The organism is Burkholderia sp. BCC0405, from assembly GCF_902833075.1.
Taxonomy (GTDB): Bacteria; Pseudomonadota; Gammaproteobacteria; order Burkholderiales; family Burkholderiaceae; genus Burkholderia.
Genome location: NZ_CADFEO010000019.1, coordinates 1 through 24,743, shown reverse-complemented (window position 1 = coordinate 24,743; position 24,743 = coordinate 1). Strand labels below are relative to the sequence as shown.

Annotated in this window: 25 protein-coding genes and 1 pseudogene; 12 read left to right on the top strand and 14 right to left on the bottom strand. The window is 68.3% G+C overall.

The window, feature by feature from the left end; all coding sequences use genetic code 11:
* The first annotated feature begins 10 nt into the window (after positions 1 to 10).
* Positions 11 to 835 (top strand): NADPH-dependent 7-cyano-7-deazaguanine reductase QueF, encoded by an 825-nt coding sequence (gene queF, locus HWX36_RS26970; RefSeq protein WP_175956303.1) that lies wholly within the window; start codon positions 11 to 13, stop codon positions 833 to 835.
* 90 nt (positions 836 to 925) lie between these two features.
* Here the strand turns inward: queF and HWX36_RS26965 are convergent, their stop codons facing one another.
* The 3 genes from HWX36_RS26965 to HWX36_RS26955 all read right to left on the bottom strand — a co-directional run bounded on the left by HWX36_RS26965 (position 926) and on the right by HWX36_RS26955 (position 3,868).
* The gene (locus HWX36_RS26965) at positions 926 to 1,312 is read right to left on the bottom strand and encodes a Rid family hydrolase (protein WP_006751946.1); all 387 of its coding nucleotides are present in this window, start codon (positions 1,310 to 1,312) and stop codon (positions 926 to 928) included.
* Positions 1,313 to 1,445: 133 nt separating this feature from the next.
* A complete protein-coding gene (locus HWX36_RS26960; RefSeq protein ID WP_175956301.1) occupies positions 1,446 to 2,927 on the bottom strand; it encodes a D-aminoacylase in 1,482 nt (493 codons plus the stop codon).
* A 2-nt stretch (positions 2,928 to 2,929) separates the two neighbouring features.
* Positions 2,930 to 3,868 (bottom strand): MurR/RpiR family transcriptional regulator, encoded by a 939-nt coding sequence (locus HWX36_RS26955; protein ID WP_175956299.1) that lies wholly within the window; start codon positions 3,866 to 3,868, stop codon positions 2,930 to 2,932.
* Between the two features lie 119 nt (positions 3,869 to 3,987).
* Here HWX36_RS26955 and HWX36_RS26950 point away from each other — a divergent pair, with 119 nt between their 5' ends.
* Positions 3,988 to 5,268: an amino acid deaminase gene (locus tag HWX36_RS26950; protein ID WP_175956297.1), complete on the top strand. Its 1,281-nt coding sequence runs from the start codon at positions 3,988 to 3,990 to the stop codon at positions 5,266 to 5,268.
* A 158-nt stretch (positions 5,269 to 5,426) separates the two neighbouring features.
* Entirely contained in the window at positions 5,427 to 6,008 is a 582-nt protein-coding gene (locus HWX36_RS26945; protein WP_021161332.1) for a DJ-1/PfpI family protein, read from the top strand.
* Between the two features lie 63 nt (positions 6,009 to 6,071).
* Here HWX36_RS26945 and HWX36_RS26940 read toward each other — a convergent pair whose 3' ends face one another.
* Together HWX36_RS26940 and HWX36_RS26935 are read right to left on the bottom strand one after the other, a co-directional pair.
* Positions 6,072 to 6,518, bottom strand: coding sequence for a MarR family transcriptional regulator (locus HWX36_RS26940; RefSeq protein ID WP_175956295.1), 447 nt, complete (start codon positions 6,516 to 6,518; stop codon positions 6,072 to 6,074).
* A 26-nt stretch (positions 6,519 to 6,544) separates the two neighbouring features.
* The gene (locus HWX36_RS26935) at positions 6,545 to 8,140 is read right to left on the bottom strand and encodes an MDR family MFS transporter (protein ID WP_175956293.1); all 1,596 of its coding nucleotides are present in this window, start codon (positions 8,138 to 8,140) and stop codon (positions 6,545 to 6,547) included.
* 107 nt (positions 8,141 to 8,247) lie between these two features.
* Here HWX36_RS26935 and HWX36_RS26930 point away from each other — a divergent pair, with 107 nt between their 5' ends.
* Positions 8,248 to 9,090 carry an EcsC family protein gene (locus HWX36_RS26930; RefSeq protein ID WP_043190554.1) on the top strand — a complete coding sequence of 281 codons (843 nt, stop codon included), beginning with the start codon at positions 8,248 to 8,250 and terminating at the stop codon, positions 9,088 to 9,090.
* On the opposite strand, the gene HWX36_RS26925 is transcribed toward HWX36_RS26930, so the two are convergent.
* Together HWX36_RS26925 and HWX36_RS26920 are read right to left on the bottom strand one after the other, a co-directional pair.
* On the bottom strand, positions 9,060 to 10,022 hold the full coding sequence (locus HWX36_RS26925) for an alpha/beta hydrolase (protein WP_175956291.1): 963 nt from the start codon (positions 10,020 to 10,022) through the stop codon (positions 9,060 to 9,062). The genes HWX36_RS26930 and HWX36_RS26925 overlap by 31 nt on opposite strands.
* Positions 10,023 to 10,111: 89 nt before the next feature.
* Positions 10,112 to 10,546: a CHRD domain-containing protein gene (locus tag HWX36_RS26920; RefSeq protein ID WP_175956289.1), complete on the bottom strand. Its 435-nt coding sequence runs from the start codon at positions 10,544 to 10,546 to the stop codon at positions 10,112 to 10,114.
* A 600-nt stretch (positions 10,547 to 11,146) separates the two neighbouring features.
* On the opposite strand from HWX36_RS26920, the gene HWX36_RS26915 reads away from it, so the two are divergent.
* Positions 11,147 to 12,166 carry a hypothetical protein gene (locus HWX36_RS26915; protein ID WP_175956519.1) on the top strand — a complete coding sequence of 340 codons (1,020 nt, stop codon included), beginning with the start codon at positions 11,147 to 11,149 and terminating at the stop codon, positions 12,164 to 12,166.
* 10 nt (positions 12,167 to 12,176) lie between these two features.
* Here HWX36_RS26915 and HWX36_RS26910 read toward each other — a convergent pair whose 3' ends face one another.
* The 3 genes from HWX36_RS26910 to HWX36_RS26900 all read right to left on the bottom strand — a co-directional run bounded on the left by HWX36_RS26910 (position 12,177) and on the right by HWX36_RS26900 (position 15,668).
* Complete coding sequence (locus HWX36_RS26910) at positions 12,177 to 12,950, bottom strand: class II aldolase/adducin family protein (RefSeq protein WP_175956287.1); 774 nt, start codon at positions 12,948 to 12,950, stop codon at positions 12,177 to 12,179.
* Positions 12,951 to 13,099: 149 nt separating this feature from the next.
* Entirely contained in the window at positions 13,100 to 14,725 is a 1,626-nt protein-coding gene (locus HWX36_RS26905; protein ID WP_175956285.1) for a phospholipase D family protein, read from the bottom strand.
* A 226-nt stretch (positions 14,726 to 14,951) separates the two neighbouring features.
* Positions 14,952 to 15,668 (bottom strand): FadR/GntR family transcriptional regulator, encoded by a 717-nt coding sequence (locus HWX36_RS26900; protein ID WP_175956283.1) that lies wholly within the window; start codon positions 15,666 to 15,668, stop codon positions 14,952 to 14,954.
* Between the two features lie 133 nt (positions 15,669 to 15,801).
* On the opposite strand from HWX36_RS26900, the gene HWX36_RS26895 reads away from it, so the two are divergent.
* Genes HWX36_RS26895 through HWX36_RS26880 form a run of 4 tightly spaced genes read left to right on the top strand, consistent with a single transcriptional unit; the run spans position 15,802 to position 20,537 of the window.
* Complete coding sequence (locus HWX36_RS26895; RefSeq protein WP_175956281.1) at positions 15,802 to 16,602, top strand: (Fe-S)-binding protein; 801 nt, start codon at positions 15,802 to 15,804, stop codon at positions 16,600 to 16,602.
* Positions 16,599 to 17,333 (top strand): lactate utilization protein C, encoded by a 735-nt coding sequence (locus tag HWX36_RS26890; protein ID WP_175956279.1) that lies wholly within the window; start codon positions 16,599 to 16,601, stop codon positions 17,331 to 17,333. Before HWX36_RS26895 ends, HWX36_RS26890 begins: the two co-directional genes overlap by 4 nt.
* A complete protein-coding gene (locus tag HWX36_RS26885) occupies positions 17,330 to 18,775 on the top strand; it encodes a LutB/LldF family L-lactate oxidation iron-sulfur protein (RefSeq protein ID WP_175956277.1) in 1,446 nt (481 codons plus the stop codon). The genes HWX36_RS26890 and HWX36_RS26885 overlap by 4 nt, the downstream gene beginning before the upstream one ends.
* A 49-nt stretch (positions 18,776 to 18,824) precedes the next feature.
* Positions 18,825 to 20,537 (top strand): lactate permease LctP family transporter, encoded by a 1,713-nt coding sequence (locus HWX36_RS26880; protein WP_175956275.1) that lies wholly within the window; start codon positions 18,825 to 18,827, stop codon positions 20,535 to 20,537.
* A 107-nt stretch (positions 20,538 to 20,644) separates the two neighbouring features.
* Here HWX36_RS26880 and HWX36_RS26875 read toward each other — a convergent pair whose 3' ends face one another.
* The gene (locus HWX36_RS26875) at positions 20,645 to 21,406 is read right to left on the bottom strand and encodes a M48 family metalloprotease (RefSeq protein ID WP_175956273.1); all 762 of its coding nucleotides are present in this window, start codon (positions 21,404 to 21,406) and stop codon (positions 20,645 to 20,647) included.
* Positions 21,407 to 21,472: 66 nt separating this feature from the next.
* Here HWX36_RS26875 and HWX36_RS26870 point away from each other — a divergent pair, with 66 nt between their 5' ends.
* The 3 genes and pseudogenes from HWX36_RS26870 to HWX36_RS26860 all read left to right on the top strand — a co-directional run bounded on the left by HWX36_RS26870 (position 21,473) and on the right by HWX36_RS26860 (position 22,534).
* Positions 21,473 to 21,781: a hypothetical protein gene (locus HWX36_RS26870; RefSeq protein WP_175956266.1), complete on the top strand. Its 309-nt coding sequence runs from the start codon at positions 21,473 to 21,475 to the stop codon at positions 21,779 to 21,781.
* A gap of 73 nt (positions 21,782 to 21,854) precedes the next feature.
* A pseudogene (locus tag HWX36_RS26865) lies at positions 21,855 to 22,154 on the top strand (beta-ketoacyl-[acyl-carrier-protein] synthase II); the annotation flags it as partial.
* 32 nt (positions 22,155 to 22,186) lie between these two features.
* Complete coding sequence (locus HWX36_RS26860; RefSeq protein WP_175956271.1) at positions 22,187 to 22,534, top strand: hypothetical protein; 348 nt, start codon at positions 22,187 to 22,189, stop codon at positions 22,532 to 22,534.
* 90 nt (positions 22,535 to 22,624) lie between these two features.
* On the opposite strand, the gene HWX36_RS26855 is transcribed toward HWX36_RS26860, so the two are convergent.
* The 3 genes from HWX36_RS26855 to HWX36_RS26845 all read right to left on the bottom strand — a co-directional run.
* Positions 22,625 to 22,831, bottom strand: coding sequence for a hypothetical protein (locus HWX36_RS26855; protein ID WP_175956269.1), 207 nt, complete (start codon positions 22,829 to 22,831; stop codon positions 22,625 to 22,627).
* A 109-nt stretch (positions 22,832 to 22,940) separates the two neighbouring features.
* Positions 22,941 to 23,684, bottom strand: coding sequence for an acetoacetyl-CoA reductase (phbB, locus tag HWX36_RS26850; protein WP_175956268.1), 744 nt, complete (start codon positions 23,682 to 23,684; stop codon positions 22,941 to 22,943).
* A 216-nt stretch (positions 23,685 to 23,900) separates the two neighbouring features.
* Positions 23,901 to 24,743 (bottom strand): acetyl-CoA C-acetyltransferase (locus HWX36_RS26845; protein WP_175956267.1); only part of this gene is annotated, 843 nt, incomplete at its 5' end.

Genomic DNA, 24,743 nt, shown 5'->3' with positions numbered 1-24,743 from the left:
GGCGTCACGCATGAATCCCGAACATTCCCCGCTCGGCAAGGCCACCGTCTACGCCGCCCAGTACGACGCGTCGCTGCTGTTCCCGATCCCGCGCGCCGGCGCGCGCGAGCAGCTCGGCATCACGTCGGCGCTGCCGTTCTTCGGCACCGACATCTGGAACGCCTACGAGCTGTCGTGGCTCAACGCGCGCGGCAAGCCGCAGATTGCGGTTGCGACCTTCTACGTGCCGGCCGAATCGCCGAACATCGTCGAATCGAAGTCCTTCAAGCTGTATCTCGGCTCGTTCGCGCAGACGAAGTTCGACTCGATCGACGCGGTGCGCGACACGCTCAAGCGCGACGTGTCGGCCGCGTGCGGCGCGACCGTTTCCGTGCAACTGGTGTCGCCGCACGATTTCGGCAAGCTCGAGATGGACGAACTCGACGGGCTGTCGCTCGACCGGCTCGACCTCGACACCGATGTGTATGAACCCGATCCGTCGCTGCTGTCGGCCGCCGAGGACGAAGCGCCGGTCGAGGAGACGCTCGTGTCGGACCTGCTGCGCTCGAACTGCCCGGTCACCGGCCAGCCCGACTGGGGCAGCGTGCAGATCCACTACGTCGGGCCGCAGATCGATCACGCGGGCCTGCTGCGCTACATCATCTCGTTCCGCAATCACACGGGCTTTCACGAGCAGTGCGTCGAGCGGATCTTCCTCGACATCCTGCATGCGTGCAAACCGGTGAAACTCGCGGTGTATGCGCGCTATACGCGCCGCGGCGGGCTCGACATCAACCCGTTCCGCACGAACTACAACCAGCCGATGCCGGACAACGCGCGCAACGCGCGGCAGTGACGGCGGCGGGCACGCAAGGACCAACCGAAACAGCCCGGCCGGGTTCAACCGACCGGGCTGCCTTACTGTGCGCGGGGAAGCGCGGCCGCGTTACTTCGCCGGCGCCTTGTACGCGATGCAGTCGACCTCGACCTTGCAGTCGATGACCATGCTCGACTGCACGCACGCGCGGGCCGGCGGATGCTCGCCGAAGTACGACACGAACACCTTGTTGAACGACGCGAAATCGCGCGCGTCGTCGAGCCACACGCCGCAGCGCACGACGTGCTCGAGGCCGTAGCCGGCTTCCTTCAGGATCGCGATCACGTTCTCGATCGTCTGCTTCGACTGCGTGACGATCCCGCCTTCGACGACCTCGCCGTTCACCATCGGCGTCTGGCCCGACACGTACAGCCAGCCGTCGGCCTCGACCGCGCGTGCGAACGGCATCACCTGGCCGCCCGTGCCCTTCGCTTCGCCTACGCCATATCGCTTCATCGTTTCACTCCTTGTTTCGTCGACCCGGGCAGGCGCTTCAGCGCCGCCCCGAGTCCCATGCAACGCACGGTTGCGGATGCGCACGCCTGCAGCGGCGCGCGCGGGAAGATCGGAACAACAGCCGCGCCCGGACTCAGAACGCGGCCTCGGCACTCGCCGGCACGCGCTCGCCGCGCGCGACGAAGCCGCCCGCGCGCTCGCCGGTCGGCCGGCCGTTTTCATAAGTGAGCACGCCGTTCACCCACACGGCGTCGATCCCGTGCGCCGGCTGCTGCGGCTTCTCGAATGTCGCGGCGTCGATCACGCGCGCCGGGTCGAACAGCACGAGATCCGCGTGGTAACCCACATGCACCTCGCCGCGCCGCACGATCCCGTAGCGGCGCGCGGAAAGCGACGTCATTTTGCGGATCGCCTCCTCGAGCGGCAGCAGGTTCGTGTCGCGCACGTAGTGGCCGAGCACGCGCGGGAACGCGCCCCACAGCCGCGGGTGCGGCAGCGGGTCGTTCGGCAGGCCGTCGGAGCCGACCATCGTCGCGGGGTGCGACAGGATCCGGCGCACGTCGTCCTCGGACATGTTGTGGTACACGGCGCCCGCCGGGCGGATGCGCTGCGCGGCTTCCTGCTCGGTCACCCCCCACTCGGCCGCGATCGCCTTCAGCAGCTTGCCCGCCACTTCCGGGTGCGGCTCGGACCACGTGATCGTGATGTCGATGTCGCCCGTCACCTGCTTCAGGTCGAGCGTCGACGAGCTGCGGCTGTACGGATAGCAGTCGCAGCCGACCGGCTGGTAGCGGCGCGCGCCTTCGAGCGATGCGAGGACTTCGGTACTGCGCCCCCAGTTCGACGGCCCCGCGCACTTCAGGTGCGAGATCACGACCGGCACGCGCGCATGGCGGCCGACCTGGTACGCCTCTTCCATTGCATCGAGGATCGCGTCGAACTCGGTGCGCATGTGCGTGGTGTACAGCGCGCCCGCGTTCGCGAGCGGCTCGGCGAGCGCCATCACCTCTTCGGTGGGCGCCGCGAACGCGGAGCCGTACGCAAGGCCCGACGACAGGCCGAGCGCGCCATTCGCGAGCGCCTCCTCGAGCTGCGCGCGCATGCCGGCGATCTCGGCGTCGGTCGCCGCGCGGTCGAGGCGGTCCATCTGGTTGTTGCGCAGCGCCGTGTGACCGACGAGCGCCGCGACGTTCACGGCCGGACGCGCGTCGTTCACGGCCGCGACGTAGTCGGCGAAGGTCGGGTACCGGAACGCATTGCGCTCGCCGAGCAGGTTCATCGGATCGGGCGGATCGCCCGCGAGCGTCACCGGTGACGCGCTGATCCCGCAGTTGCCGACGATCACGGTCGTCACGCCCTGCGAGATCTTCGGGATCATCTCCGGCGCGCGGATCACGTGCGTATCGTCGTGCGTGTGCACGTCGACGAAGCCCGGCGCAAGCGCACGGCCGTCCGCATCGACGACGGTCTCGGCAAGCCAGTTCGACAGGTTGCCGATCGCCGCGATCGCGCCGTTGCGGATCGCGACGTCGCGCGTGACGGGCGGCGCACCGGTACCGTCGTAAAGCTGCGCGCCGACGATCAGCGTATCGGCGGCTTCGGGATGCGAATGCATGGTCAGTCTCCTACCGGTTGACGGTCTCCGCCGCCACGATGAGCATCGAGCGCGTGCTTGATGCGACGCAGCGATTCTCGGCCCGCATCGCCGAGCCGCAATGCGACTCCGGTGACGAGCACGTCGATCGCCATCATCATCGCGTAACGCGATGTCGACGGCTTGTAAATGAAATCGGTTTCGAACGCGACGACCGGAATCAGGTGGTCGGCCAGCTTCGCGAGCGGCGAAGCCGGCGCGGTGATCGCGATCAGCGTCGCGCCGTAGCGCTTCGCGAGCCGGCAACTCTCGAGCAGCTCGGGCACGCGGCCGCTCACCGACAGCGCGACGACGACGGTGTCGCGCGACAGCGTCGCGGCCACCATCCGCTGCAGCACGCTGTCCTGGTAGCTCGCGACCGGCCGGCCAAAGCGCACGAGCCGGAAGCGCAGCTCGTCGGCAAGCGCCGTCGAGCCGCCGCCCTGCCCGTACACATAGGTCATCTTCGCGCCGGCGAGCAGGTCGGCCGCTTCGTCGAACGACGTATTGCGCAGCAACTGATGGTTGTGCGCGAGCGCCACGCGGATCTCGTCGTAGACCATCGACGCGGGGCTTGCGTCGTCGGCCGGCGCGTCATCGGATGGCACCAGAAAGCGCTGCCCGACGGCCGCCGCCTGCGCGACCAGCACTTTCAGTTCGCGCACGTCGCGGCAGCCGACCGCTTTCGCGAAACGCGTGACCGTCGCGACGCTGACCTCCGCGTCGCGAGCAAGCGCGCCGATGCTTGCATGCGCGGCGCGCGCGAGATCGGCGAGGATATACGCGGCGACCTTTCGCTCGGCTTCGCGCAGCTCAGGCGCGCATTCGGCGATCCGCGCGACGATGTCGAGGATCGGCGTAGCGGCAGGCGCCGGATGGAGCTCGGCCGCGGGCGGAACGGACGGGGTGACGGGCGTATTCATCTGCGGAAAGGAGTGCGAAGCTCTATGTTACTAAATAACATCACCGCGCCGATGCTACTTTCTGTACCATCGGCGTGTCAACTTCAGTGCAATGCATAGTGATGATGGAGTGGGATGACATGAAAGTTACAAACTATCAGGAAGCGACGATCGATCCGTTCGGCAAGGGTCTCGGCAATCTGCCGAGCGCGAGCGTGCCGCTCGGCGACGCAAGCCGCCTCGAATGGAACCTGCTTGCGGAAGACGTCAGCCTGCCGGCCGCCGTGCTTTACGAGGACCGCATCGAACACAACCTGAACTGGATGCAGGCATTCGTCCGGAAGTACGGCGTCAAGTTTGCGCCGCACGGGAAGACGACGATGGCGCCGCAACTGTTCCGCCGCCAGCTCGACGCCGGCGCGTGGGGCATCACGCTCGCGACCGCGCACCAGACGCAGGCCGCGTATCACGGCGGCGTGCGGCGCGTGCTGCTCGCCAACCAGCTGGTCGGCCGCCAGAACATGACGATCATCGCCGGGCTGCTGTCCGATCCCGACTTCGAGTTCTTCTGCCTCGTCGATTCGGCGGAGGGCGTCGACCAGCTCGGCCGCTTCTTTGGCGCACTGAAGAAGCCGCTGAACGTGCTGCTCGAGCTCGGCGTGCCGGGCGGCCGCGCAGGCGTGCGCGATGCCGCGCAGCGCGAGGCCGTGCTGGCCGCGATCGCGCGCTATCCGGACACGCTGAAGCTGGCCGGGATCGAACTGTACGAAGGCGTGCTGAAGGAGGAAGGCGAGATCCGCACGTTCCTGCAGGAAGCGGTCGCGCTCACGCGCGAGCTGGCCGCAGCAGGCCGCTTCGCGCGGTCGCCGGCGATCTTGTCCGGCGCCGGGTCGGCGTGGTACGACGTGGTCGCGGAGGAATTCGCGAAGGCCTCGAACGCCGGCTTCGCGGAAGTCGTGCTGCGTCCGGGCTGCTACCTGACGCACGATGTCGGCATCTACAAGAAGGCGCAGACCGACGTGTTCGCGCGCAACCCGATCGCACGCACGATGGGCGAAGGGCTGCTGCCCGCGCTGCAGCTGTGGGCCTATGTGCAGTCGGTGCCGGAGGCCGATCGCGCGATCGTCGCGCTCGGCAAGCGCGACGCGGCGTTCGATGCGGGGCTGCCGGAGCCGGCGCGCCATTTCCGCCCGGGCCGCGATACCGCGCCGCGCGACGTCGCCGCCGCCGAAGGCTGGGCCGTCACCGGGATGATGGACCAGCATGCGTACCTGCAGATCCCGCCGGGCGCGGACGTGAAAGTGGGCGACATGGTCGCGTTCGACATCTCGCACCCGTGCCTGACGTTCGACAAGTGGCGCCAGGTGCTCGTGCTCGATCCGCAGTTCAGCGTGACGGAAGTCGTCGAAACCTTCTTCTGACGCCCGTCGCGCGTACCGCCCCGCCGCTCGCGCGGGGGGCGGCCGTCACGCGCGCTTCAAGCGGCCGGAGTACACTGCGCTTTCGTCCTCGGGGCCCCAGGCGGGCGTTGCACGCGCCTGCCGCGCGGGCCCTCAACGCAGTTCCACTGGAGAAAGCCATGGCCGCGAAGAAGATCCTGTTCCTGACCGGTGATTTCGCCGAAGACTACGAAACGATGGTGCCGTTCCAGGCGCTGCAGGCCGTCGGCCACCACGTCGATGCAGTCTGCCCGGGCAAGCGCGCGGGCGACAAGATCAAGACCGCGATCCATGATTTCGAGGGCGACCAGACCTACACGGAGAAACCCGGCCACCAGTTCACGCTGAACGCGGCGTTCGACGACGTCGACGCATCGCGCTACGACGCGCTCGCGATCGCGGGTGGCCGCGCCCCCGAATACCTGCGACTCGATCCGAAGGTGATCTCGCTCGTGCGCGAGTTCGCCGAAGCCGGCAAGCCGATCGCCGCGATCTGCCACGCGGCGCAACTGCTCGCGGCCGCCGACGTGATCCGCGGCAAGCGCATCTCGGCCTACCCGGCCTGCGCGCCCGAGGTGAAGCTCGCGGGCGGCGAATACGCGGACATCCCGGTCGACGCGGCCGTGACCGACGCGCCGTTCGTCACCGCGCCCGCGTGGCCCGCGCATCCGGCCTGGCTCGCGCAGTTCCTCGCGCTGCTGGGGACGCGCATCGAGCTGTAAATCGGAAGTGAACTGAGATGAAGGGCCGGCCGGCGGCGTGCTCGCGCCGCCCTGCCGCGCGCTTCAGCGCGCGGCCGGTGTCGAGCCGACGTCCGCGATCCGCGCCTCCAGCATCGCCAGCGCGCCCGACAGCGCATTCAGCACATCGTCCGGCAATTGCGCCATCGTCTGTTCGAGAAACGCCTTGCGGCGTGGCAGGCATGCGTCGAACGCGGCGCGGCCGTCGTCCGTCAGCGTCACGTTGGTCACACGATTGTCGCGTGCGTCGGATTCACGCTGGATCCAACCGAGCGCGTCGAGCAACTTCAACTGGCGCGTGAGCGCGCCCGGATCGATGCGCAGCACTTCGACGAGCTTCTTCTGCGACGAATGGCCGCCCATCGTGTGCAATGCGACCATGATGCGCCAGCGCGGCATCGGTTGCCCGACGTGCGCCTCGAACGCGATCGTGAACGCACGATACGTGCGTCCGAATTGCTGCAAGATCGCGACGCGGTCCTGTTCTTCCATGCGCTCAGTTCTACTCGTTCAATCGTTCAGTCGGCCGCGACATGCGGTTCGATCTTGTGCCGCAGTACGATCGGCGGCACGCGGCGGCACTGCCACACCGACACCACGGCGACGACGGCCGCCATTGCGACGCCCAGGTGGATCGCGCCAACGAGCGACTCGCGGGCCGCTTCCAGCAGCAGCGCGCCATTATGCCCGGCACGCGTCAGCTCCGCGACCAGACCGCCCTGCGCGGCCCGATCGATCAGGATTTGCGGATCGGCGAGCTGCGCATGCCACGAGGTCGCATGATCGGCCGACAGCGCACTGCGCACGCCGCTCGAGTACATCTGGTTGACGAGCGTGCCGGTCAGCGCGGTGCCGACCATCCCGCCGACCATCCGCAGCGACTGCAACAGCGCCGTCGCGATGCCGAGATGCTCGCGGCCAGCCGTCTGCTGCGCGAAGACGGTGAGGTTCGGCAGCACGAAGCCGAGCCCGATGCCGCCCGCGACCATCAGCGCCATCAGCACCCACTTCGGCGTCGTGTGGGTCGATACGACGATGCCCGCACAGGTAATCGCGAACAGCACGAAGCCGACGTGCAGCATCGCGTTCGGATTGCGGATGCGCGTGACGACCCGGCCGTTCATGATGCTGCCGATCGTGATGAACACGACGAGCGGCGTGATCACGAGCCCCGCCTCCTTCGGCGACATCCCGAACCCGCCCTGGAACAGCAGCGGCGCATAGAACAGCAGCGAGAACATCGAGAAGCCGGCGAGGATCGCCAGCACGAAAAGTGCCGACAGCGCGCGGTTGCCGAACATGTCGAACGGCAAGATCGGCTGCGCGCAGCGCCGCTCCCAGTGCCACAGGCCGAAACCGGCCGCGACCGCGACGACGAGCAGCAGCGATGCCCAGCTCGCGACGCCGTACTTCGGCAGCCATTCGACGAACAACTGCAGCGCGCCGAGCGACAGCGCGATCAGCAGCGCGCCCGGCCAGTCGAGCCGCATCTTGCGATCGTGCTCGACGTGGCGCAGGTGCGGCAGGTAACGCCACACGAACAGCAGCGACAGCAGGCCGACCGGCAGGTTCACGTAGAACACCGAGCGCCAGCCGAACGACTGGGTCAGCACGCCGCCGAGCGACGGGCCGACCGCGTTCGCGATGCCGAACGCGGAGCTCATCAGCACCTGCCAGCGCAGGCGCACGACGGAATCGGGGAACAGGTCGGGAATGCACGCGAACGCGGTGCCGACCAGCATCCCGCCGCCGATCCCCTGCAGCCCGCGCGCGAGCACGAGCATCAGCATGTCGTTCGCCATTCCGCACAGCACGGACGCGCCGGTGAACACGACGATCGACGCGATGACGAACGGCTTGCGGCCGTAATAATCGCCGAGGCGGCCGAAGATCGGCACCGTGATCACGGAACTGAGCAGGTACGAGGTCGCGACCCACGCGTACAGTTCGAATCCGCGAAGCTCGGCGACGATGGTCGGCAGCGCCGTGCCGACGACGGTCTGGTCGAGCGCGACGAGCATGGTGACAAATGAGATCCCGATCATCGCCAGCAGCGATTCACGGAACGGCAGGACTTGCCCGCTCGAATGGTGGGCGGCAGTATGGACGGCCATTTTTTGTTGGCGCAACTTTTGACGAGTCAAACAATCTCAAAATTCTAGCATGCCGGAGTAATCTAGGCCGGCGACGGTCAAACTGGCTCAGCCCCCCAAGGAGAAAGATGGAACCGATTTCAATCACCCCCGCGACCACGCTGTCGCAGGAGGATCGGGACGCGCTGTGGCGCGCGAAGCAGGTGCTGGAAAGCCCGTCGCTGACGATGAAGCTGACGGGCATGCTGGGCGCGCCGGTCGAGAAAATGATCGCCCGGCTGCCGGATTTCGCGACAGGCAAGATCAACGACGCGACGCAGCTCGCGCTGCGCAAGTGCCTGAACATCGCGCTGCGCACGCTCGGCAAGCCGCCGGCGCCGGACGCCGAGCCCGACAAGCCGAGCAACCTGCTGCACAAGCTCGCAGTGGCGACCACCGGCGCGGCGGGCGGCGCGTTCGGCTTTCTCGCGCTGCCGGTCGAACTGCCGGTGACGACAACGCTGATCTTCCGCTCGGTGTGCGACATCGCGCGCAGCGAGGGCGAAGACCTGAGCTCGGTCGATACGCAGTTGCAATGCCTGGCCGTGCTCGGCATGGGTGGCAACCCGGACAAGCAGGAAGAGGACGCCGATCTCGGCTATTTCGTGCTGCGCGGCGCGCTCGCGCAGGCGATCTCGAAGGCATCGTCGGACATCACGACGAAGGGCATCGCCGCGCACAGCTCGGCGGCCGTGTTCAAGCTCGTGCAGACGGTGGCGTCGCGCTTCTCGGTGCAGGTGACCGAGCAGATGGCCGCGAAATCGATTCCGGCGATCGGCGCCGTGCTCGGCGCGACCGTCAATACGCTGTTCATCGACCACTTCCAGCAGATGGCGCACGGCCATTTCACCGTGCGCCGGCTCGAGCGCAAGTACGGCTCGGTGGCCGTCAAGGCGGCCTATCAGGCGATCGACGCCTCGCCGGCACGCTGAACCGCACGTTCGACCGCGACGCGGCGCAGGAACGTGGCCGCACGGTCGAGCGCGTCGCGTGCTTCCGGCACCATCGGCGCGTACAGTTGCCACACGTGCGGCATGTCCGGCCACACCTCGATCTCCACCGCCACGCCGGCCGCCTTCGCCTTCTCGGCGACGCGGCGCGAATCGTCGAGCAGCACCTCGGTGCTGCCGACCTGGATATACAACGGCGGCAGGCCCGCGAAATCCGCATAGAGCGGCGATGCGTACGGATTCGTGCCCGGCTCGTCACCCAGGTACAGCTTCGCGGCCTTCGGCAGCGCCGCGCCCGCGAACATCGGATCGGCGCCGTCGTTCGTGCGCAGCGTCGCGCCGGTGGCCGCCAGATCGGTCCACGGCGAGAACAGGATCGCGCCGGCCGGCAGCGGCTCGCCACGGTCGCGCAGCGCAACGAGCGTCGCGAGCGCGAGGCCCCCGCCCGCCGAATCGCCGCCGAGCACGATCGACTCGGGCGGCGTGCCGAGCGCCAGCAATTGCCGGTACGCCGCGAGCGCATCGTCGAGCGCGGCCGGGAAACGGTTTTCGGGCGCGAGCCGGTAGTCAAGCGAGAACGAGCGCACGCCCGCGCGCTTCGTCAGGCCGAACACGAGCGGCCGGTGAGTCTTCGTCGAACAGAAGTAGTAACCGCCGCCGTGGAAGTACAGCAGCGTACGGCCGGGCCCGCGACCCGCGCCCGCATCGGTGCGTTCGAGCCATTCGCCGCGCAGCGGCGCGTCGCCAGCGCCGTAGCACTGGCGCAGCCGGTAGCCCGACGGCGCGCGGCGCGGCACATACATTCGCAGGTCGGTAAAGCGCCGTGCGCGGGCAGGATCGAGCACCTCGCGCGTGGTCTCGGGACGGAACTGCCAGCGCAGCAGCCAGCACGCGAATTTGCTTTGCCAACTCATCGGACGCACTCCGTAATCACAGTGTGACGATGGTACGTGCGATCGCACCCGTATCGCTCGACAGGTGCCTCTATATCAAACGCCGGCACTCAGTTCGCCGGCATCACCTGGCCGCGGATCTCGCCGGATGGGTGCTCCTTCGTATGGACGTTGAAATACCACTTGCCGCCCATCAGGTCGGTGACCTGCGCGTCGGTGAGCTCCTTCGAACCCTTGATCGGGCTTGCCAGCTCGTCCTTCGGAATCGGCACCTGCACGCCGGCGTTCTGGCCAACCGGTGCCGGCCCGTGGAAGTGCGCGGCGGTGGCCGGCCCCGTGAGGTGCTCGTAAGTGACCTTCCACTGCAGCATGTGGGTGGCCGTGTCGTAGGTGGCCTCGACGTCGCCCGAACCCTTGGTCGCCGTCGGTGGTACTTCACTCGACGGCTGGAGATTGGCGGTCAGGCGCACCGTTTCGGCAGCGGCGCTGCCGGCGGCGAGCACCCCCGCGAGTAACGCGACCTGGAGCAAACGCAGCTTGAGCATGGACTCTCCTTGTACGACGTTGTACGCCGCCCGAGCGGGGGCGCCAGACATGATGGTAGTCGATCGCCGCCGCTCCGGGAGTCCCCCGAACGGCCATGCAGCGAATCGCCGCGCCACGCACGGCCGGCTATCTCGCGCGGCGCGCGACGTGTCAGTCTGCGTCAACCTGGAACGGACCTTTGCAGCCCGATGACTCAATCCACGCGCGACCTTTCGCTACACTGCGTCTCACAGTTGCTTGTTTCCTTCGTCCGAAGGAGTCTGCGAGTATTCACGCGGCCGCCCGGCCGCGTTTTTTTTGGGGCGCGCCGCTCGCTGGCCCGGCAGGCCCGGCCACGCGGACATGCATCGCGACGCGCACCACCGCGCATCAAACCAAGGATACCGAAGCACCTGCCCGCCGCGAACGGCTCGCGCGCCACGCGATTGCACTGCACGGACGAAACGCAAACGATTCCGTCGATCGTTGCACGACGATGACATCACGTCGCCGTCGTGCCGGTGATGATATGTAACAGGACGTTGTGCGAGCATCCATCGACAGGCCGCCGCGCTCACGAGAAAATGACTGCGTGCCACCGTGACTGGAACAACAACACCATGCCGATCCGTCACCCCACGCCTCGCCCGATCCGCCCCGCCCGCGTGCGACCGGTGCTGGCATGTCTTTGCTCCGTCGCCGCCCTTCATGCCGCCCCCGCCGAAGCGCAGGAATTCTCGCTGCTCGCCGGCTCGCTCCGGGGCGGTGGCGACCGCACCTATTCGTGGGCGATGGACTATCAGGAAGGATTGAGCCCGTATACCGCGCTCGGCTTTACCTGGTACAACGAGGGCCACATTCCGAACCATCACCGTGACGGCCAGTCGATCCAGTTCTGGGGGCGCCTGCCGCTCGAGAACCGCCGCTTCGTGCTATCGGCCGGCGCAGGCCCTTACCGCTACTTCGACACGGTGCCGGCGGTCGAAGGCCGCGGCTACGCGAACTCGCACGGCTGGGGCGTACTGATGAGCGTGCGCGCCGCGTACTACACGTCGCACCGCTGGGTCGCGCAGTTGCAGCTCAACCGCGCGCAAGTGTTCAGCGGGCCGGATACCACTTCCGTCATGTTCGGCATCGGCTACCAGCTCGACGCACCGGATACGCCGGGCCCGCGCGATGCGCCGCTGACGCGCACCGGCAAGGTCACGAACAACGAAGTCACCGCGATGCTCGGCGAGACGATCCTGAACAGCCGCTCGTCGCCATCGACGCTCGGCGGCAGTCTCGAGTACCGGCGCGGCCTGACGCGCACCGTCGACTGGACCGCGACCTGGATGTACGAAGGCGCGAAGCAATCGATCCGCCGCAACGGGATCGCGTCCGAGCTGTGGCTCACGCGCGCGTTCCTGAACGACAGGGTCACGCTGGCGGCCGGCGCAGGCGCCTATTTCACGATCGACCAGCGCAACCGGCGCGACCAGCCAGGGCCCGGCGACGGCCGGTTCTCGGGCATCGTGTCGATCTCGGCCAGCTACCGCATATCCGATCGCTGGCTCACGCGCATCACGTGGAACCGTGTGGTCACGCGGTACAACCGCGACACCGACGTGATCCAGGCCGGCCTCGGCTACCGTTTCTGACCGCTGCGCGTCACGCGCGATAGCCGGGATCGATGCGATCGACGATACGCTGCAGCGCGTCGAACGCGTCCTGCCCCGCGCCATGCTTCGGATCGAAATTCAGCGAATCGCGCACGCACGCTTCGAGCACGGGCGGCGCGATCGACCGCGCGTCGCCGATCGCATGCGTGGCGACCTGCACCTCGCACGCGCGATTGAGCAGCCACATCAGCGAGAACGTCTGCGCGAGCGTCGCGCCGATCGTCACGGGCCCGTGGTTACGCAACAGCAGCACCGGCCGGCCGCCGGCGCTCTCGACGATGCGCCGCCCTTCTTCGAGATGCACGGTGATGCCCTCGAAGTCGTGATACGCGATCTTCCCGTACAGCTGCGCCGAATAGAAATTCGAGAATGACAGCCCGTCGCGCGAACAGCACACGGCCATCGTCGGCGTCGTGTGCACGTGCATCACGCAGTGCGCATCGGGCAGCGCCGCATGGATCGCGCTATGGAAGGTGAAGCCGGCCGGGTTGATCGGCCAGTCGGAATGGCCGATCACGTTGCCGTCGATATCGATCTTCACGAGGTTCGACGCGCACACCTCGCGGTAATGGAGCCCGAACGGGTTGATCAGGAAATGCCCGTCCTCGCCCGGCACGCGCAGCGAGATATGGTTGTAGATCAGCTCGGTCCAGCCGAGATGATCGAAGATGCGGTAAGCCGCCGCGAGCTGCACGCGTGCCTGCCATTCGGCTTCGGAGAAACGGGCGGGACGCGTGAACGGCTGGTTCGGGACACGTTGCATGGGGGAACTCCGGTTGCGGGTGTGCGCGGTACGCGGGCTGTGGGCTGCCTGGAGGCACCGTCTTGCACGCCACATTAGTTGCGCACACAACCATATCATCATTCCCCGCGCACCGGAAACGCGGGTTTAGCCAAAGCGCTTCCGTCCCCTTAAAGCTGGTCGCCGACCGGCAGCAGCATGAACATGCCAGTCATCAGGTTGCGCAGCAGCCCTGCGTGCGGATCGACGTGATAGGTGGCCGGCCGGCCGTTGTCGGTGCCCGTCCATTCGAGTTCGGGCATCCCGCCGCCCGCCGGCGTCACAAGGCTCACGCGGTAGCTGTCATCCGGCTGCGTCACGCGCGCGAAGATCGTCGCGACCTGCTGCGCGAGCGCCGGGCTGTGGATCACGAGCGCCAGTTCGGTATTCAGGTGCGCCGACCGCGGATCGAGGTTCATCGAGCCGATCACGAGGATCTTCCGGTCGATCACGTATGCCTTCGCATGCAGGCTCGCCCGCGAGCGCGACCCGAACAGGCGCGGGCGCTGCCGGCCCGGCTGCGCCTTGAACTCGTATAGCTCGACGCCGTGCTGCAGCAGCGGCACGCGGTACGGTCCGTAGCCGGCCTGCACGGCGACCGCGTCGGTCGCGGCGAGCGAATTGGTGAGGATCGCGACGCGCACGCCGCGCGCGGTCGTCTCGCCGAGAATCTTCACGCCCGCGTCGTGCGGCACGAAATACGGCGAGAACGCGAGGAATTCCTGCTGGGCGCCGCGCGTGAGCTCGACGAGGCGCTGCATCGGCGGGCTCACGTACGCGTCGGTCGGCTTGGCGACCTTGTCGGGCGCGTCGGCCTTGAACTCGGCCGGCGCCCACACGAGCGCGAGCTCGCCGCGCGCGATCTGCTGCGCGAGCGGCGTCGCGTTCAGCGGCTTCGCGTTGTACGGGTCGGCGTTCTGGCGCCAATGGCTGCGCAGCTCGTCGCGCGTCGCGTCGAGGTCCTTCGGATCGAACGACTGGTGATTCAGCACACGCAGCGGATAGCTGCTCGCGCTCGACCAGTACGCGTCGAAACTCGCCGAAACGTCGTTCGTCACGGGGCCCGCGGCCAGCACGTCGAGGTCGCGGAACTGCAGCGTCGGGCTCGCATTGAAGTACTCGTCGCCGAGGTTGCGGCCGCCGACGATCGCAATCTGGTTGTCCGCGATCATCGCCTTGTTGTGCATCCGGCGCGTGAAGCTGTCGATGCGCGTGAGGAAGTTGGCCGTGCGTTCGACCATGCCGTGCTGCGACGCGCCGAACGGGTTGAACACGCGGATCTCGATGTTCGGGTGCGTGTTCAGCGCGGCCATGATGCGGTCGATGTCGCGGAAGTTCAGGTCGTCGACCAGCATCCGTACGCGCACGCCGCGATCGGCCGCGTACAGCGCCGCGGCGAGCAGCAGCTTGCCCGTGGTGTCCTCGGTCGCGATGTAGTACTGCATGTCGAGCGTCTTCGTCGCGGCCCGTGCGAGCGCGATGCGCATCTGCAGCGCCTCGGCGCCTTCCGGCAGCAGCCGGAAACCCGACTGGCCCGGATGCGCGGCCTCGGGCGCGACCAGCGCCTCGCGCAGCGGCGTCGCGGTATCGGGCGGCAACGCATGGGAGACCGGGCGATCGAGCGTGGTGGCGGGCGGATGTGTCGCGCAGGCGGCGACGAGCGACAGCAGCACACCGGCGGCCAGCGTGCGGGCCAGGCGGCATGCGGCGCGCCACGACAGCGCGGCCGGTGCGCGCCGGATCAAAGACGTGAACACGGAAACTTCCTCGACTGGCGGAACAAACGGCCCGCATGCGCCGCAACGCGCGGCTGGCGCACGGTTCCGGCCGATTCTAGTGGGCGCCGGACGAACCGGTCAATCGCGCAAGCGGCACCGACCGGGCTTCAGACCGCCGACTTGCACCCGCCTGCCGGCTATCGATCCCCCACCGCGCCGGAAGCGCCCGCAGGGCGGGCCAGGCGTCGAAGCGGTCCAACCAATATCAGGCGCCATCGCCGCTGCGTTCGAAATGGCTGCGCACATAGTCGATATGCGTCTGCATCGCGGTGCGCGCCTCCTCGGGCCGTTGCGCGCAGATCGCGTCGCACACGACGCGGTGCTGCAGCAACAGCAGCTCGGACGCCTGCTCGTCGTGCGTCGTCATGCCCGCCACGTTGATCGAGATGTGCTCGCGCAGCATCCCGATCACGCTCGTATGCAGGTGCAGGAACATCGTGTTGTGCGACGCGAGCGCGATCGCCTCGTGCAGCTTCGCGTCGGTCGCGGCTTCGACGGCCGCGGCGCCGGTCGCGTGCGCGGTTTCGAGCTCGCGCAGCAGCGCACGGATCCGGCGCCGGTCGTTCGCATCGGCGCGCAGCGCGGCGAAATAGGCGGTCGCGCCTTCGAGCACGCGGCGGAACTCGAGGATGTCGTCGCGCAGCGCCGGATGATCGGCGACCAGCTGGCCCCACGGCGACGCGATCCCGGCACGCAACTGGTCCGTCACGTAGACGCCCGCGCCGCGCCGGCTCTGCAGCAGCCCGCGCGCGACGAGCCGCTGGGTCGCCTCGCGCACCGTATTGCGCGCGACGCCGTATTCCTGCGCGAGCACGCGCTCGGCCGGCAGGCGCGCGCCGGCCGGCCACGTGCCGTCGAGCAGCGCCGTCTCGATCTTGCGCATCACCACTTCGGTCCGGCCCCGTGCCGTCATCGCTGCCATCGTCGCGTCTCCTGCGGAATGCCTGCCGCGCCGATTGGCCCAACCAATTTGAGCTACGGCGCCGTCGCGGGAATTATGCAGCGAAATCGTCGTCCCGCATCCGCATGCCGGGCCGGCGCCTCTGGAGCGAGACATGAACGAAAGGCAGTACCCCGCCGCCGCCCCCGCGCACGTCTACCTGTTCGCGACATGCCTGGTCGACCTGTTCGTCCCCGAAGCCGGGCTCGATGCGGTCCGCCTGCTGGAACGCGAAGGCCTGACCGTCCACTATCCGCGCGGCCAGAGCTGCTGCGGGCAGCCGGCCTACAGCAGCGGCAATCCCGACGAAGCGCGCCGCGTCGCGGCCGCGCAGCTCGACCTGTTCGCCGAATCGTGGCCCGTGATCGTGCCGTCCGGCTCGTGCGGCGGCATGATCCGGCACCACTGGCCGGCGCTGTTCGCCGACGATCCCGTCCACGGCCCCAAGGCCCGCGCGATCGCGGAACGTACCTACGAACTCACCGAATTCCTCGTGCACGTGCTCGACGTGCGGCTCGATGCGCTCGCCGCGCCAGCCGGCGCCGACGAGCGCGTGGTGCTGCACACGTCGTGCGCGGCCCGCCGCGAGATGGGCACACGCGTGCACGGCGTCGCGCTCGTCGACGCGCTGCCTGGGGTGACGCGCATCGAACATGAACGGGAATCCGAATGCTGCGGCTTCGGCGGCACGTTCTCGCTGAAGCATCCCGACATCTCCGGCGCGATGGTGCGCGACAAGGTCGCGTCGGCCTGCGCGACGGGCTGCGACCGGCTCGTATCCGCCGACTGCGGTTGCCTGCTGAACATCGGCCACGCGGCCGACAAGTCCGGCGCGCCGCTGCCGGTCGAGCATCTCGCGAGCTTCCTGTGGCGCCGCACGGCAGGCGCCGCGTCGCTGCGCGGAGACAAGCCATGAGCGCGCGCGACACAATCCTTCAGCGGCTGCGCGCCGCCGCGCCGGGTGTCGCCGCCGAGGCCGCCCCCGCGCTCGACGCACGCATCGACACGCATTACGACACGCGCCGCGCGCAGGCCGGAACCGCACGCGATCCGCACACGCTGGCCCACGCGATGCAGGCCGCGCTTGCCGCGTCTCATGCGGACATCTGGTGCGCGACCGGTGACGAATGGCCCGCGCAGCTAGCCGCACGACTCGCCGAGGCCGGGGTGCGCCGCCTGCTGCTCGACCCGGCCCGCGCCGAATCCGCGGCGCTCGCCCGCGCGCTGCCCGACACGGTCGCGCCCGTGCCGTTCGACCGTCCGATCGACACGTGGATGGCCGAACTGTTCGACACAATCGACGCGGGCTTCACCGTTGCGCGCTCGGGCATCGCGGCTACCGGCACCGTCGTGCTCGCACCCGATGCCGGCACGCCGCGCACGGTGTCGCTGGTGCCGCCGCTGCATGTCGCGCTCGTCCACGCGGGCACGCTGCATCCTGACCTGCATGCGGCCGTGCACGCGGAGCGCTGGCACGCCGGCATGCCGACCAACCTCGTGCTGGTGTCGGGCCCGTCGAAGACCTCCGACATCCAGCAAACGCTCGCCTATGGCGCACACGGCCCGCGCCGTCTGTGGGTCGTGATCGTCACCGATACGGCAACCGCTCGCCCGGCCGCCGCCGCCAGCGAGGATCTCCCGCAATGAGCGACCACACGCTGCAATTCGTCGCCCCCGGCGACTTCAAGACCCGCGCGCGCGCCGCGCTCGACGATCCCGCGCTGCGCAAGAGCTTTCGCGGCGCGATGGACTTCCTGCAGGGCAAGCGCTCGACGCAGTTCCCCGACGACGCCGAGCTGCAGCAACTGCGCGACCTCGGCGAAGCGGTGCGGCAGCATGCGCTCGCGCAGTTGCCCGCGCTGCTCGAACGGCTGGAGACGAAGCTCACCGAAGCCGGCGTGCATGTGCACTGGGCCGTAACGGCGGCCGACGCGAACGCGATCGTGCTCGGCATCGCGCAGGCGAAGAAGGCGCGCCGCGTGATCAAGGGCAAGTCGATGGCGAGCGAGGAAATCGAGCTGAACCATTACCTCGCGGAGCACGGCGTCGACTGCATCGAATCCGACATGGGCGAATTCATCGTGCAGCTCGCGGGCGAGAAGCCGTCGCATATCGTGATGCCGGCGATCCACAAGACGCGCGCCGACATCGCCGAGCTGTTCGAGGAACACATCCCCGGCACGCGCTACACGGAAGACGTCGACGAGCTGATCCAGACCGGCCGGCGCGCGCTGCGCCGCGCGTTCGCCGATGCGGACATCGGCCTGTCGGGCGTGAACTTCGCGGCGGCCGACACGGGCACGCTGTGGCTCGTTGAGAACGAAGGCAACGGCCGCCTGTCGACGACGGTGCCCGACACGCACGTCGCGATCATGGGGATCGAGAAGGTCGTCGAGAAGCTCGAGCACATCGTGCCGCTGTCGAGCCTGCTCACGCGCTCGGCCACCGGCCAGGCGATCACGACCTACTTCAACCTGATCTCGGGCCCGCGCCGCGACGGCGAACGCGACGGCCCGCGCGAGCTGCATCTCGTGCTGCTCGACAACGGCCGCACGCAGGCCTACGCGGACGAGCAGTTGCGCGCGACGCTGCAGTGCATCCGCTGCGGCGCATGCATGAATCACTGCCCTGTCTATACGCGCATCGGCGGCCACGCATACGGCACGACCTACCCGGGCCCGATCGGCAAGATCATCTCGCCGCACCTGCTCGGCCTCGACGCGACGGCCGACCTGCCGACCGCATCGACGCTGTGCGGCGCCTGCGGCGAGGTGTGCCCGGTGCGGATCCCGATCCCGCAACTGCTCGTGCGGCTGCGCACTGAAGCAAACCGCAAGCCCGACGAACCCGTTGCGCATCCGCTGCGCGGCCAGGGCGCGAACTACACCCGCGCGGAAGACCTCGTCTGGCGCTTCTGGTCGGGTGCGTTCGCGCATCCGCGCGCGTACCGCGCGTTCCGCTGGACCGCAACGCGGCTGCGTGCGCTGACGCCCGCGAAACAGATGGGCTGGACGCAGCACCGCACGCCGCTCGAACCGGCGCCGCGCAGCCTGTCCGACCTGCTGCGCGCACGCGGCCAGCCCGAGTAGCCGTTCCGTTTTTCAAGCCGTACCGACAAAACCTATGGAGGAGACATCCATGCAGGCCTGGCACCAGATCTACACGCCGCTCGGCAGCCTCGGGCTGTCGGCGTTCGTCGCCGCAATCCCGATCATCTTCTTTTTCGTCGCGCTGGCCGCGCTGCGGCTCAAGGGCCACGTCGCGGCGGCGATCACGCTGCTGCTCTCGCTCGGCGTCGCGATCCTCGCGTACGGGATGCCCGTGCCGCAGGCGCTCGCGGCGGCCGGCTTCGGCTTCGCCTACGGACTGTGGCCGATCGCGTGGATCATCGTCGCGGCCGTGTTCCTGTACAAGATCGTCGTGAAGACCGGCCAGTTCGACATCATTCGCGCGTCCGTGCTGTCGATCACCGACGACCAGCGCCTGCAGATGCTGCTGATCGGCTTCTCGTTCGGCGCGTTCCTCGAAGGCGCGGCCGGCTTCGGCGCGCCCGTCGCGATCACGGCCGCGCTGCTCGTCGGGCTCGGCTTCAAGCCGCTGCACGCGGCGGGACTGTGTCTGATTGCAAACACAGCGCCGGTCGCGTTCGGCGCGATGGGCATCCCGATCATCGTCGCCGGGCAGGTGACGGGCATCGACCCGTTCCATATCGGCGCGATGGCCGGCCGCCAGCTGCCGCTGCTGTCGCTCGCGGTACCGTTCTGGCTCGTGTTCATGATGGACGGGCTGCGCGGCGTGCGGCAAACGTGGCCGGCCGCGCTCGTCGCGGGCGGCAGCTTCGCGGTGACGCAATACTTCACGTCGAACCACATCGGGCCCGAACTGCCGGACATCACGTCGTCGCTCGTCAGCCTCGTCGCGCTCGCCGCGTTCCTGAAGGTCTGGCAGCCGCGCACCGCGAAGCAGACGGCCCACGGCCTCGTCGCGTCGGGCGGCAGTGCCGCGCTCGCGGGCTTCGGCGGCGCAGGCTCGCGAAACGGCTTCGGCGCCGGCACGAGCCGGCAGGCGTCGCCGTACACGCTCGCGCAGACCGTTCGTGCATGGTCGCCGTTCCTGATCCTGACGGCCGTCGTCACCGTATGGAGCCTCGCGCCGTTCAAGGCGCTGTTCGCCGCGCACGGCGCGCTCGCGTCGACCGTGCTGAAGTTCCATGTGGCGGGGCTCGACCAGCTCGTCGTGAAGACCGCGCCGATCGCCGCGACGCCGAAGGCGCTCGACGCCGTGCTGAAGATCGATCTCGTATCGGCGGTGGGCAGCGCGATCCTCGTGACCGCGCTGATCTCGATGGCGCTGCTGCGGATGAGGCCGCGCGACGCGCTCGTCACGTTCGGCGAGACGCTGAAGGAACTGACGCGCCCGATCCTGTCGATCGGCCTCGTACTCGCGTTCGCGTTCGTCGCGAACTATTCGGGGATGTCGTCGACGCTCGCGCTGATGCTGGCCGCAACCGGCGCCGCGTTCCCGTTCTTCTCGCCGTTCCTCGGCTGGCTCGGCGTGTTCCTGACGGGCTCGGACACGTCGTCGAACGCGTTGTTCTGCTCGCTGCAGCAGGCCACCGCGCACCAGCTCGGCGTGCCCGAGACGCTCGCGGTGGCCGCGAACACGACGGGCGGCGTGACCGCGAAGATGATCTCGCCGCAGTCGATCGCGGTCGCCTGCGCGGCAACGGGCCTCGTCGGCAAGGAATCCGAGCTGTTCCGCTTCACGGTGCGACACAGCCTGCTGTTCGCGGTGATCGTCGGGCTGATCACGCTCGCGCAGGCGTATGTGCTGCCGGGGATGGTGCCGTAAGCGGCGCGCAGCCAGGCCCAACAAAACGAAACCCCACGCCCGGGCGGGCGTGGGGTTGTTCTTTTCGCATGCCGATCGCCGGCGCGGGCCGGCGGTCGAACGGACGATCAGCTGCCCTTCGCGATGCGATCCTCGATGTGCTGCGCGCGGCTCGTCGACGACGGGTGCGAGCTCATCATCGAGCTTTGGCCGCCGTCGAGCTTCGCCAGCTTCTGGAACGCGGTGACGAGGCCCTTCTGGTTCATGCTCTTTTGCTTCATCAGGTCGAACGAGTAGTCGTCGGCCGCGCTTTCCTGCGTCTGCGAGAACTGCGCGTTGATGAACTTCTCGGTGATGTCGCCGAGCTGCGAGCTCGTCAGGGCTGCGACGCCCGGCGATGCCGCGCCGGCCGCGGTGCGCGCCGCGCTGACCGCATAGGCGGTCTGCATCGCCTTCTTCGAGTGACCGAGTGCGACGTGGCCCATTTCATGGCCGATCACGCCGCGCAGCTCGTCGTCGCTCATCATGTCCATCAGGCCGCTGTACACGCGCACGCAGCCGTTGCCCATCGCCCATGCGTTGACGTCCTTGGTCATGTAGACCTTGTAGTTGATCTTCTGGCCGTTCAGCGTCATGTCGCCGAACCCCTTCATCACCTTCGTCAGGCGCTTCGCGTACGCGCTGTTCGCCGGCGCGACCTTCGATTCGGCGTCGCTCGACTTGCACGATTCGTTCGACAGTGCGGCGATGTCGGCATCCGACAGCGTCGCTGCTTTGTACAGGCTGGCCCCCGCCGACGTCAGGCTGTTCGCGTCAAGGCTCTGCACCCCGCCGCACGCGCTCAACAGAAACGCCACGCCACACGCTGCCACCGCTTTCTTGAGTTGCATCCCGGAATCCCTCGATAGTTGTATTTGGGAGCGGCGATTTTGCATAATCCGGCAGAAAATTACCAGATGTTTACATCCGATGACACGTTCATTACTGGCCGAATTGAAACGAAGCGGCACCCCGGCGCGGGATTGAAGACGGAAACGGAGCAATCGCCGCGCGGGATCGCTGTCAAGCCCGACCGGTTCGCGCCGTTCATCACCGACGTCGAGGTCGCGCGCCACGCACCGCTGCCGACACGTGCGGACTTGCGCGGCACGTCGATCGCGCTCGCCGTCGACGCGCAGTTGCGATGGACCACGCTGCGCGCGGCGCGCGCGCCTGAGCCGCCCGGCGAGCCGGGCGTGCCGGCCGGTTCGGCCCCCCCCGTTTGATAAAATCCGACCTCGAACGGCGCGCCTGCCAGCCCTGCTGCGGCACCCGTTCCGGCCACCGGATGCGCCCCTCGTGAAACCTCTCCTGCTCTCGCGCTTCACCGTCACCGGCTGCATCTGCCGCGGCCTCGACGCGACCCTCGATGCGCTGCGCCACGACGCGCGCAGCGGGCCGCGGCCCTGCGACTTCGAGCGTGCGGATCTCGACACATGGATCGGTGCGGTGGGCGGCGTCGATGCGCAGCCCGCGCGTGCCGGCCTCGCCGACTTCGCGTGCCACAACAACCGCCTCGCACGGCTCGGCCTCACCCAGGACGGCTTCGACGCGCGCGTCGCGGCGGCCGTCGCACGCTACGGTGCAGCGCGCGTCGGCGGCCGGCGCGTTTCGCCCGGCGCCAGCCGGCGATGCGAATCCTCGATGACGCCGCTTGCTCAACGGAAGGAAACCCGATCGTGAAAGTTCGTCAGTTCATTGGCACCGCGCTCGTTCTGGCGCTGATCAGCCCGATCGCGCATGCGGACATGTCGGCAGTGAAGCAGGACATCAAGCGCGATTCGAAGGAAGCCGCGCACAAGACCGGCGAGGCGGCCCGCAGCTTCGGCCACGCGACCGCGAGCGCTGCGAAGGCGGTCGGGCACGGGGTCGCACACGTGTCGCGTGAAGGCTGGGATGCCACCAAGCGCACGACGAAGCGGATCTTCCACAAGAAAGACGCGGGCGAGTCGGCCGGAAAGAGCGAAACAAGCCATTGATCAAGCGCATCGCGCGCATCACCGACCGCATGCGCGCGATGCGTGACCGTTCGTCAATCGCGGCGTCGCGTTGGCACGACGTCGCCGGCGTCAACGCACGCCGTGCATGCGGCGTGCCAGCCTCGCCGGCCGGCGGGCAAAGCACTTGCCATACGCGACGAACCAGCAGTCGCGATGATCGAAGTTCCGCAACAACCGCGCGCGACGCCGCTCCAGCCAGTGGAGCACGATCGCCATCGTCAACCCGACGGCCAGTGCCGTGCCGCCGATCACGAGTCCCATCCAGGTGTCACCCATGCCTTCTCCGGAATGCGAGGCCGAAGCGGCGTGCCTGCCGCCGCTCCGGCACTGGATATAGCGGAACGCGGCCCGAAACGCACGCGAATGCGGCCCGGGCCACCGTGCGTCAGTGCATGTGCTGGCCGCCGTTGATCGCGATGTTGGAGCCCGTCACGAAGCCGGCCTCCTCCGAGCACAGGTAAGCGACCAGCGCCGCGACTTCCTCGGGCTTGCCGAGCCGGCCCGCCGGAATCTGCGGGAGGATCTTCGTGTCGAGGATGTCCTGCGGGATCGCCGTGACCATCTTCGTCGCGAGGTAGCCCGGCGACACCGTATTCACCGTCACACCCTTGCGCGCGACTTCCAGCGCCAGCGATTTCGTGAAACCGTGCATGCCGGCCTTCGCGGCCGCGTAGTTGGTCTGGCCGACCGACCCCTTCGAGCCGTTCACCGACGAGACGTTGACGATGCGCCCCCAGCCGCGCTCGACCATGCCTTCGCAGACGGGCTTCGTCATGTTGAACACGGAATCGAGGTTCGTGCGGATCACGGCATCCCAATTCACCTTGTCGAGCTTGCGCAGCGTCATGTCGCGCGTGATGCCCGCGTTGTTCACGAGAATGTCGACCGGGCCGACGTCCCGCACGATCTTCTCGATGCATTGCTGGCACGAATCGTGATCGGCCACGTCCACCGGATACGCGAGGAACTCGCGGCCGGCCGCGTGCATCTCGGTCAGCCAGCGGTCGGCGCCGGTGTTGCTCGGCGAATACGTGACGACTACCCGGTGGCCCGCGTCGTTCAACCGGATGCTGACCGCTTCGCCAAGACCGCCCATTCCACCAGTCACAACTGCAATTCGCTTAGTCATCCTATTAATTACCGACAAAAAAGTAATCGATGAAGGTGGGGCGACGGCATCGCACAGGCTGCCGCCCCACCGCTTCGATGCGCCGCCGCTCGCGTCGCGGGCGCGGCACGCACCGGCACCTCGCGCGTGTTGTTCACTGCTTGTCGTGCGCGAAAACCGCTCCACCCGCGTGCGGCGCCGGCCGGCGCCACATGCGGGACGTGTGTCAGGCCCCGCTCAGGTGCGCTCGACCGCGAGCGCGACGCCCATCCCGCCGCCGATGCACAGCGACGCCAGCCCGCGCTTCGCGTCACGCTTGGCCATCTCGTGCAGCAGCGTCACCAGAATCCGGCAGCCCGACGCACCGATCGGGTGACCGATCGCGATCGCCCCGCCGTTCACGTTCACCTTCGACGTGTCCCAGCCCATCTGCTTGTGCACCGCCAGCGCCTGCGCCGCGAACGCCTCGTTGATCTCCATCAGGTCCAGGTCGCCCGGCGTCCAGCCCGCTCGCTCCAGGCACCGGCGCGAGGCCGGCACCGGGCCCATCCCCATCACGCTCGGATCCACGCCCGCGTTCGCGTACGCCTTGATCCGCGCCAGCGGCGTCAGGCCCAGCGCCGCCGCCTTCTGCGCCGACATCACCAGCACCGCCGCCGCGCCGTCGTTCAGCCCCGACGCGTTCGCCGCCGTCACCGAGCCGTCCTTCGAGAACGCCGGCTTCAGCCCCGCCAGCGATTCCGCCGTCACGCCGTGACGCACGAATTCGTCCGTCGCGAACTGCAGCGGCTCGCCCTTGCGCTGCGGAATCGCCACCGGCACGATCTCGTCGTCGAAGCGCCCGGCCTTCTGCGCGGCTTCCGCCTTGTTCTGCGACAGCGCCGCGAACGCGTCCTGCTCCTCGCGCGTGATCCCGTATTCCTTCGCGACGTTCTCCGCCGTGATGCCCATGTGGTACTGGTTGTACACGTCCCACAGGCCGTCGACGATCATCGTGTCGACCAGCTTCGCGTCGCCCATCCGGAACCCGTCGCGCGAGCCCGGCAGCACGTGCGGCGACGCGCTCATGTTCTCCTGGCC

Bases quoted from the DNA above. Each gene is read 5' to 3' on its own strand.
- HWX36_RS26870 (WP_175956266.1), top strand. From the start codon at position 21,473: ATGTTTACATCCGATGACACGTTCATTACTGGCCGAATTGAAACGAAG.
- phbB (WP_175956268.1), bottom strand. From the start codon at position 23,684: ATGACTAAGCGAATTGCAGTTGTGACTGGTGGAATGGGCGGTCTTGGC.
- HWX36_RS26950 (WP_175956297.1), top strand. From the start codon at position 3,988: ATGAAAGTTACAAACTATCAGGAAGCGACGATCGATCCGTTCGGCAAG.
- HWX36_RS26915 (WP_175956519.1), top strand. From the start codon at position 11,147: ATGCCGATCCGTCACCCCACGCCTCGCCCGATCCGCCCCGCCCGCGTG.
- HWX36_RS26875 (WP_175956273.1), bottom strand. From the start codon at position 21,406: ATGCAACTCAAGAAAGCGGTGGCAGCGTGTGGCGTGGCGTTTCTGTTG.
- HWX36_RS26855 (WP_175956269.1), bottom strand. From the start codon at position 22,831: ATGGGTGACACCTGGATGGGACTCGTGATCGGCGGCACGGCACTGGCC.
- HWX36_RS26955 (WP_175956299.1), bottom strand. From the start codon at position 3,868: ATGAATACGCCCGTCACCCCGTCCGTTCCGCCCGCGGCCGAGCTCCAT.
- HWX36_RS26940 (WP_175956295.1), bottom strand. From the start codon at position 6,518: ATGGAAGAACAGGACCGCGTCGCGATCTTGCAGCAATTCGGACGCACG.
- HWX36_RS26900 (WP_175956283.1), bottom strand. From the start codon at position 15,668: ATGGCAGCGATGACGGCACGGGGCCGGACCGAAGTGGTGATGCGCAAG.
- HWX36_RS26885 (WP_175956277.1), top strand. From the start codon at position 17,330: ATGAGCGACCACACGCTGCAATTCGTCGCCCCCGGCGACTTCAAGACC.
- HWX36_RS26880 (WP_175956275.1), top strand. From the start codon at position 18,825: ATGCAGGCCTGGCACCAGATCTACACGCCGCTCGGCAGCCTCGGGCTG.
- HWX36_RS26895 (WP_175956281.1), top strand. From the start codon at position 15,802: ATGAACGAAAGGCAGTACCCCGCCGCCGCCCCCGCGCACGTCTACCTG.
- HWX36_RS26945 (WP_021161332.1), top strand. From the start codon at position 5,427: ATGGCCGCGAAGAAGATCCTGTTCCTGACCGGTGATTTCGCCGAAGAC.
- HWX36_RS26910 (WP_175956287.1), bottom strand. From the start codon at position 12,950: ATGCAACGTGTCCCGAACCAGCCGTTCACGCGTCCCGCCCGTTTCTCC.
- HWX36_RS26920 (WP_175956289.1), bottom strand. From the start codon at position 10,546: ATGCTCAAGCTGCGTTTGCTCCAGGTCGCGTTACTCGCGGGGGTGCTC.
- HWX36_RS26935 (WP_175956293.1), bottom strand. From the start codon at position 8,140: ATGGCCGTCCATACTGCCGCCCACCATTCGAGCGGGCAAGTCCTGCCG.
- HWX36_RS26960 (WP_175956301.1), bottom strand. From the start codon at position 2,927: ATGCATTCGCATCCCGAAGCCGCCGATACGCTGATCGTCGGCGCGCAG.
- HWX36_RS26860 (WP_175956271.1), top strand. From the start codon at position 22,187: ATGCGAATCCTCGATGACGCCGCTTGCTCAACGGAAGGAAACCCGATC.
- HWX36_RS26930 (WP_043190554.1), top strand. From the start codon at position 8,248: ATGGAACCGATTTCAATCACCCCCGCGACCACGCTGTCGCAGGAGGAT.
- HWX36_RS26925 (WP_175956291.1), bottom strand. From the start codon at position 10,022: ATGAGTTGGCAAAGCAAATTCGCGTGCTGGCTGCTGCGCTGGCAGTTC.
- HWX36_RS26965 (WP_006751946.1), bottom strand. From the start codon at position 1,312: ATGAAGCGATATGGCGTAGGCGAAGCGAAGGGCACGGGCGGCCAGGTG.
- HWX36_RS26890 (WP_175956279.1), top strand. From the start codon at position 16,599: ATGAGCGCGCGCGACACAATCCTTCAGCGGCTGCGCGCCGCCGCGCCG.
- queF (WP_175956303.1), top strand. From the start codon at position 11: ATGAATCCCGAACATTCCCCGCTCGGCAAGGCCACCGTCTACGCCGCC.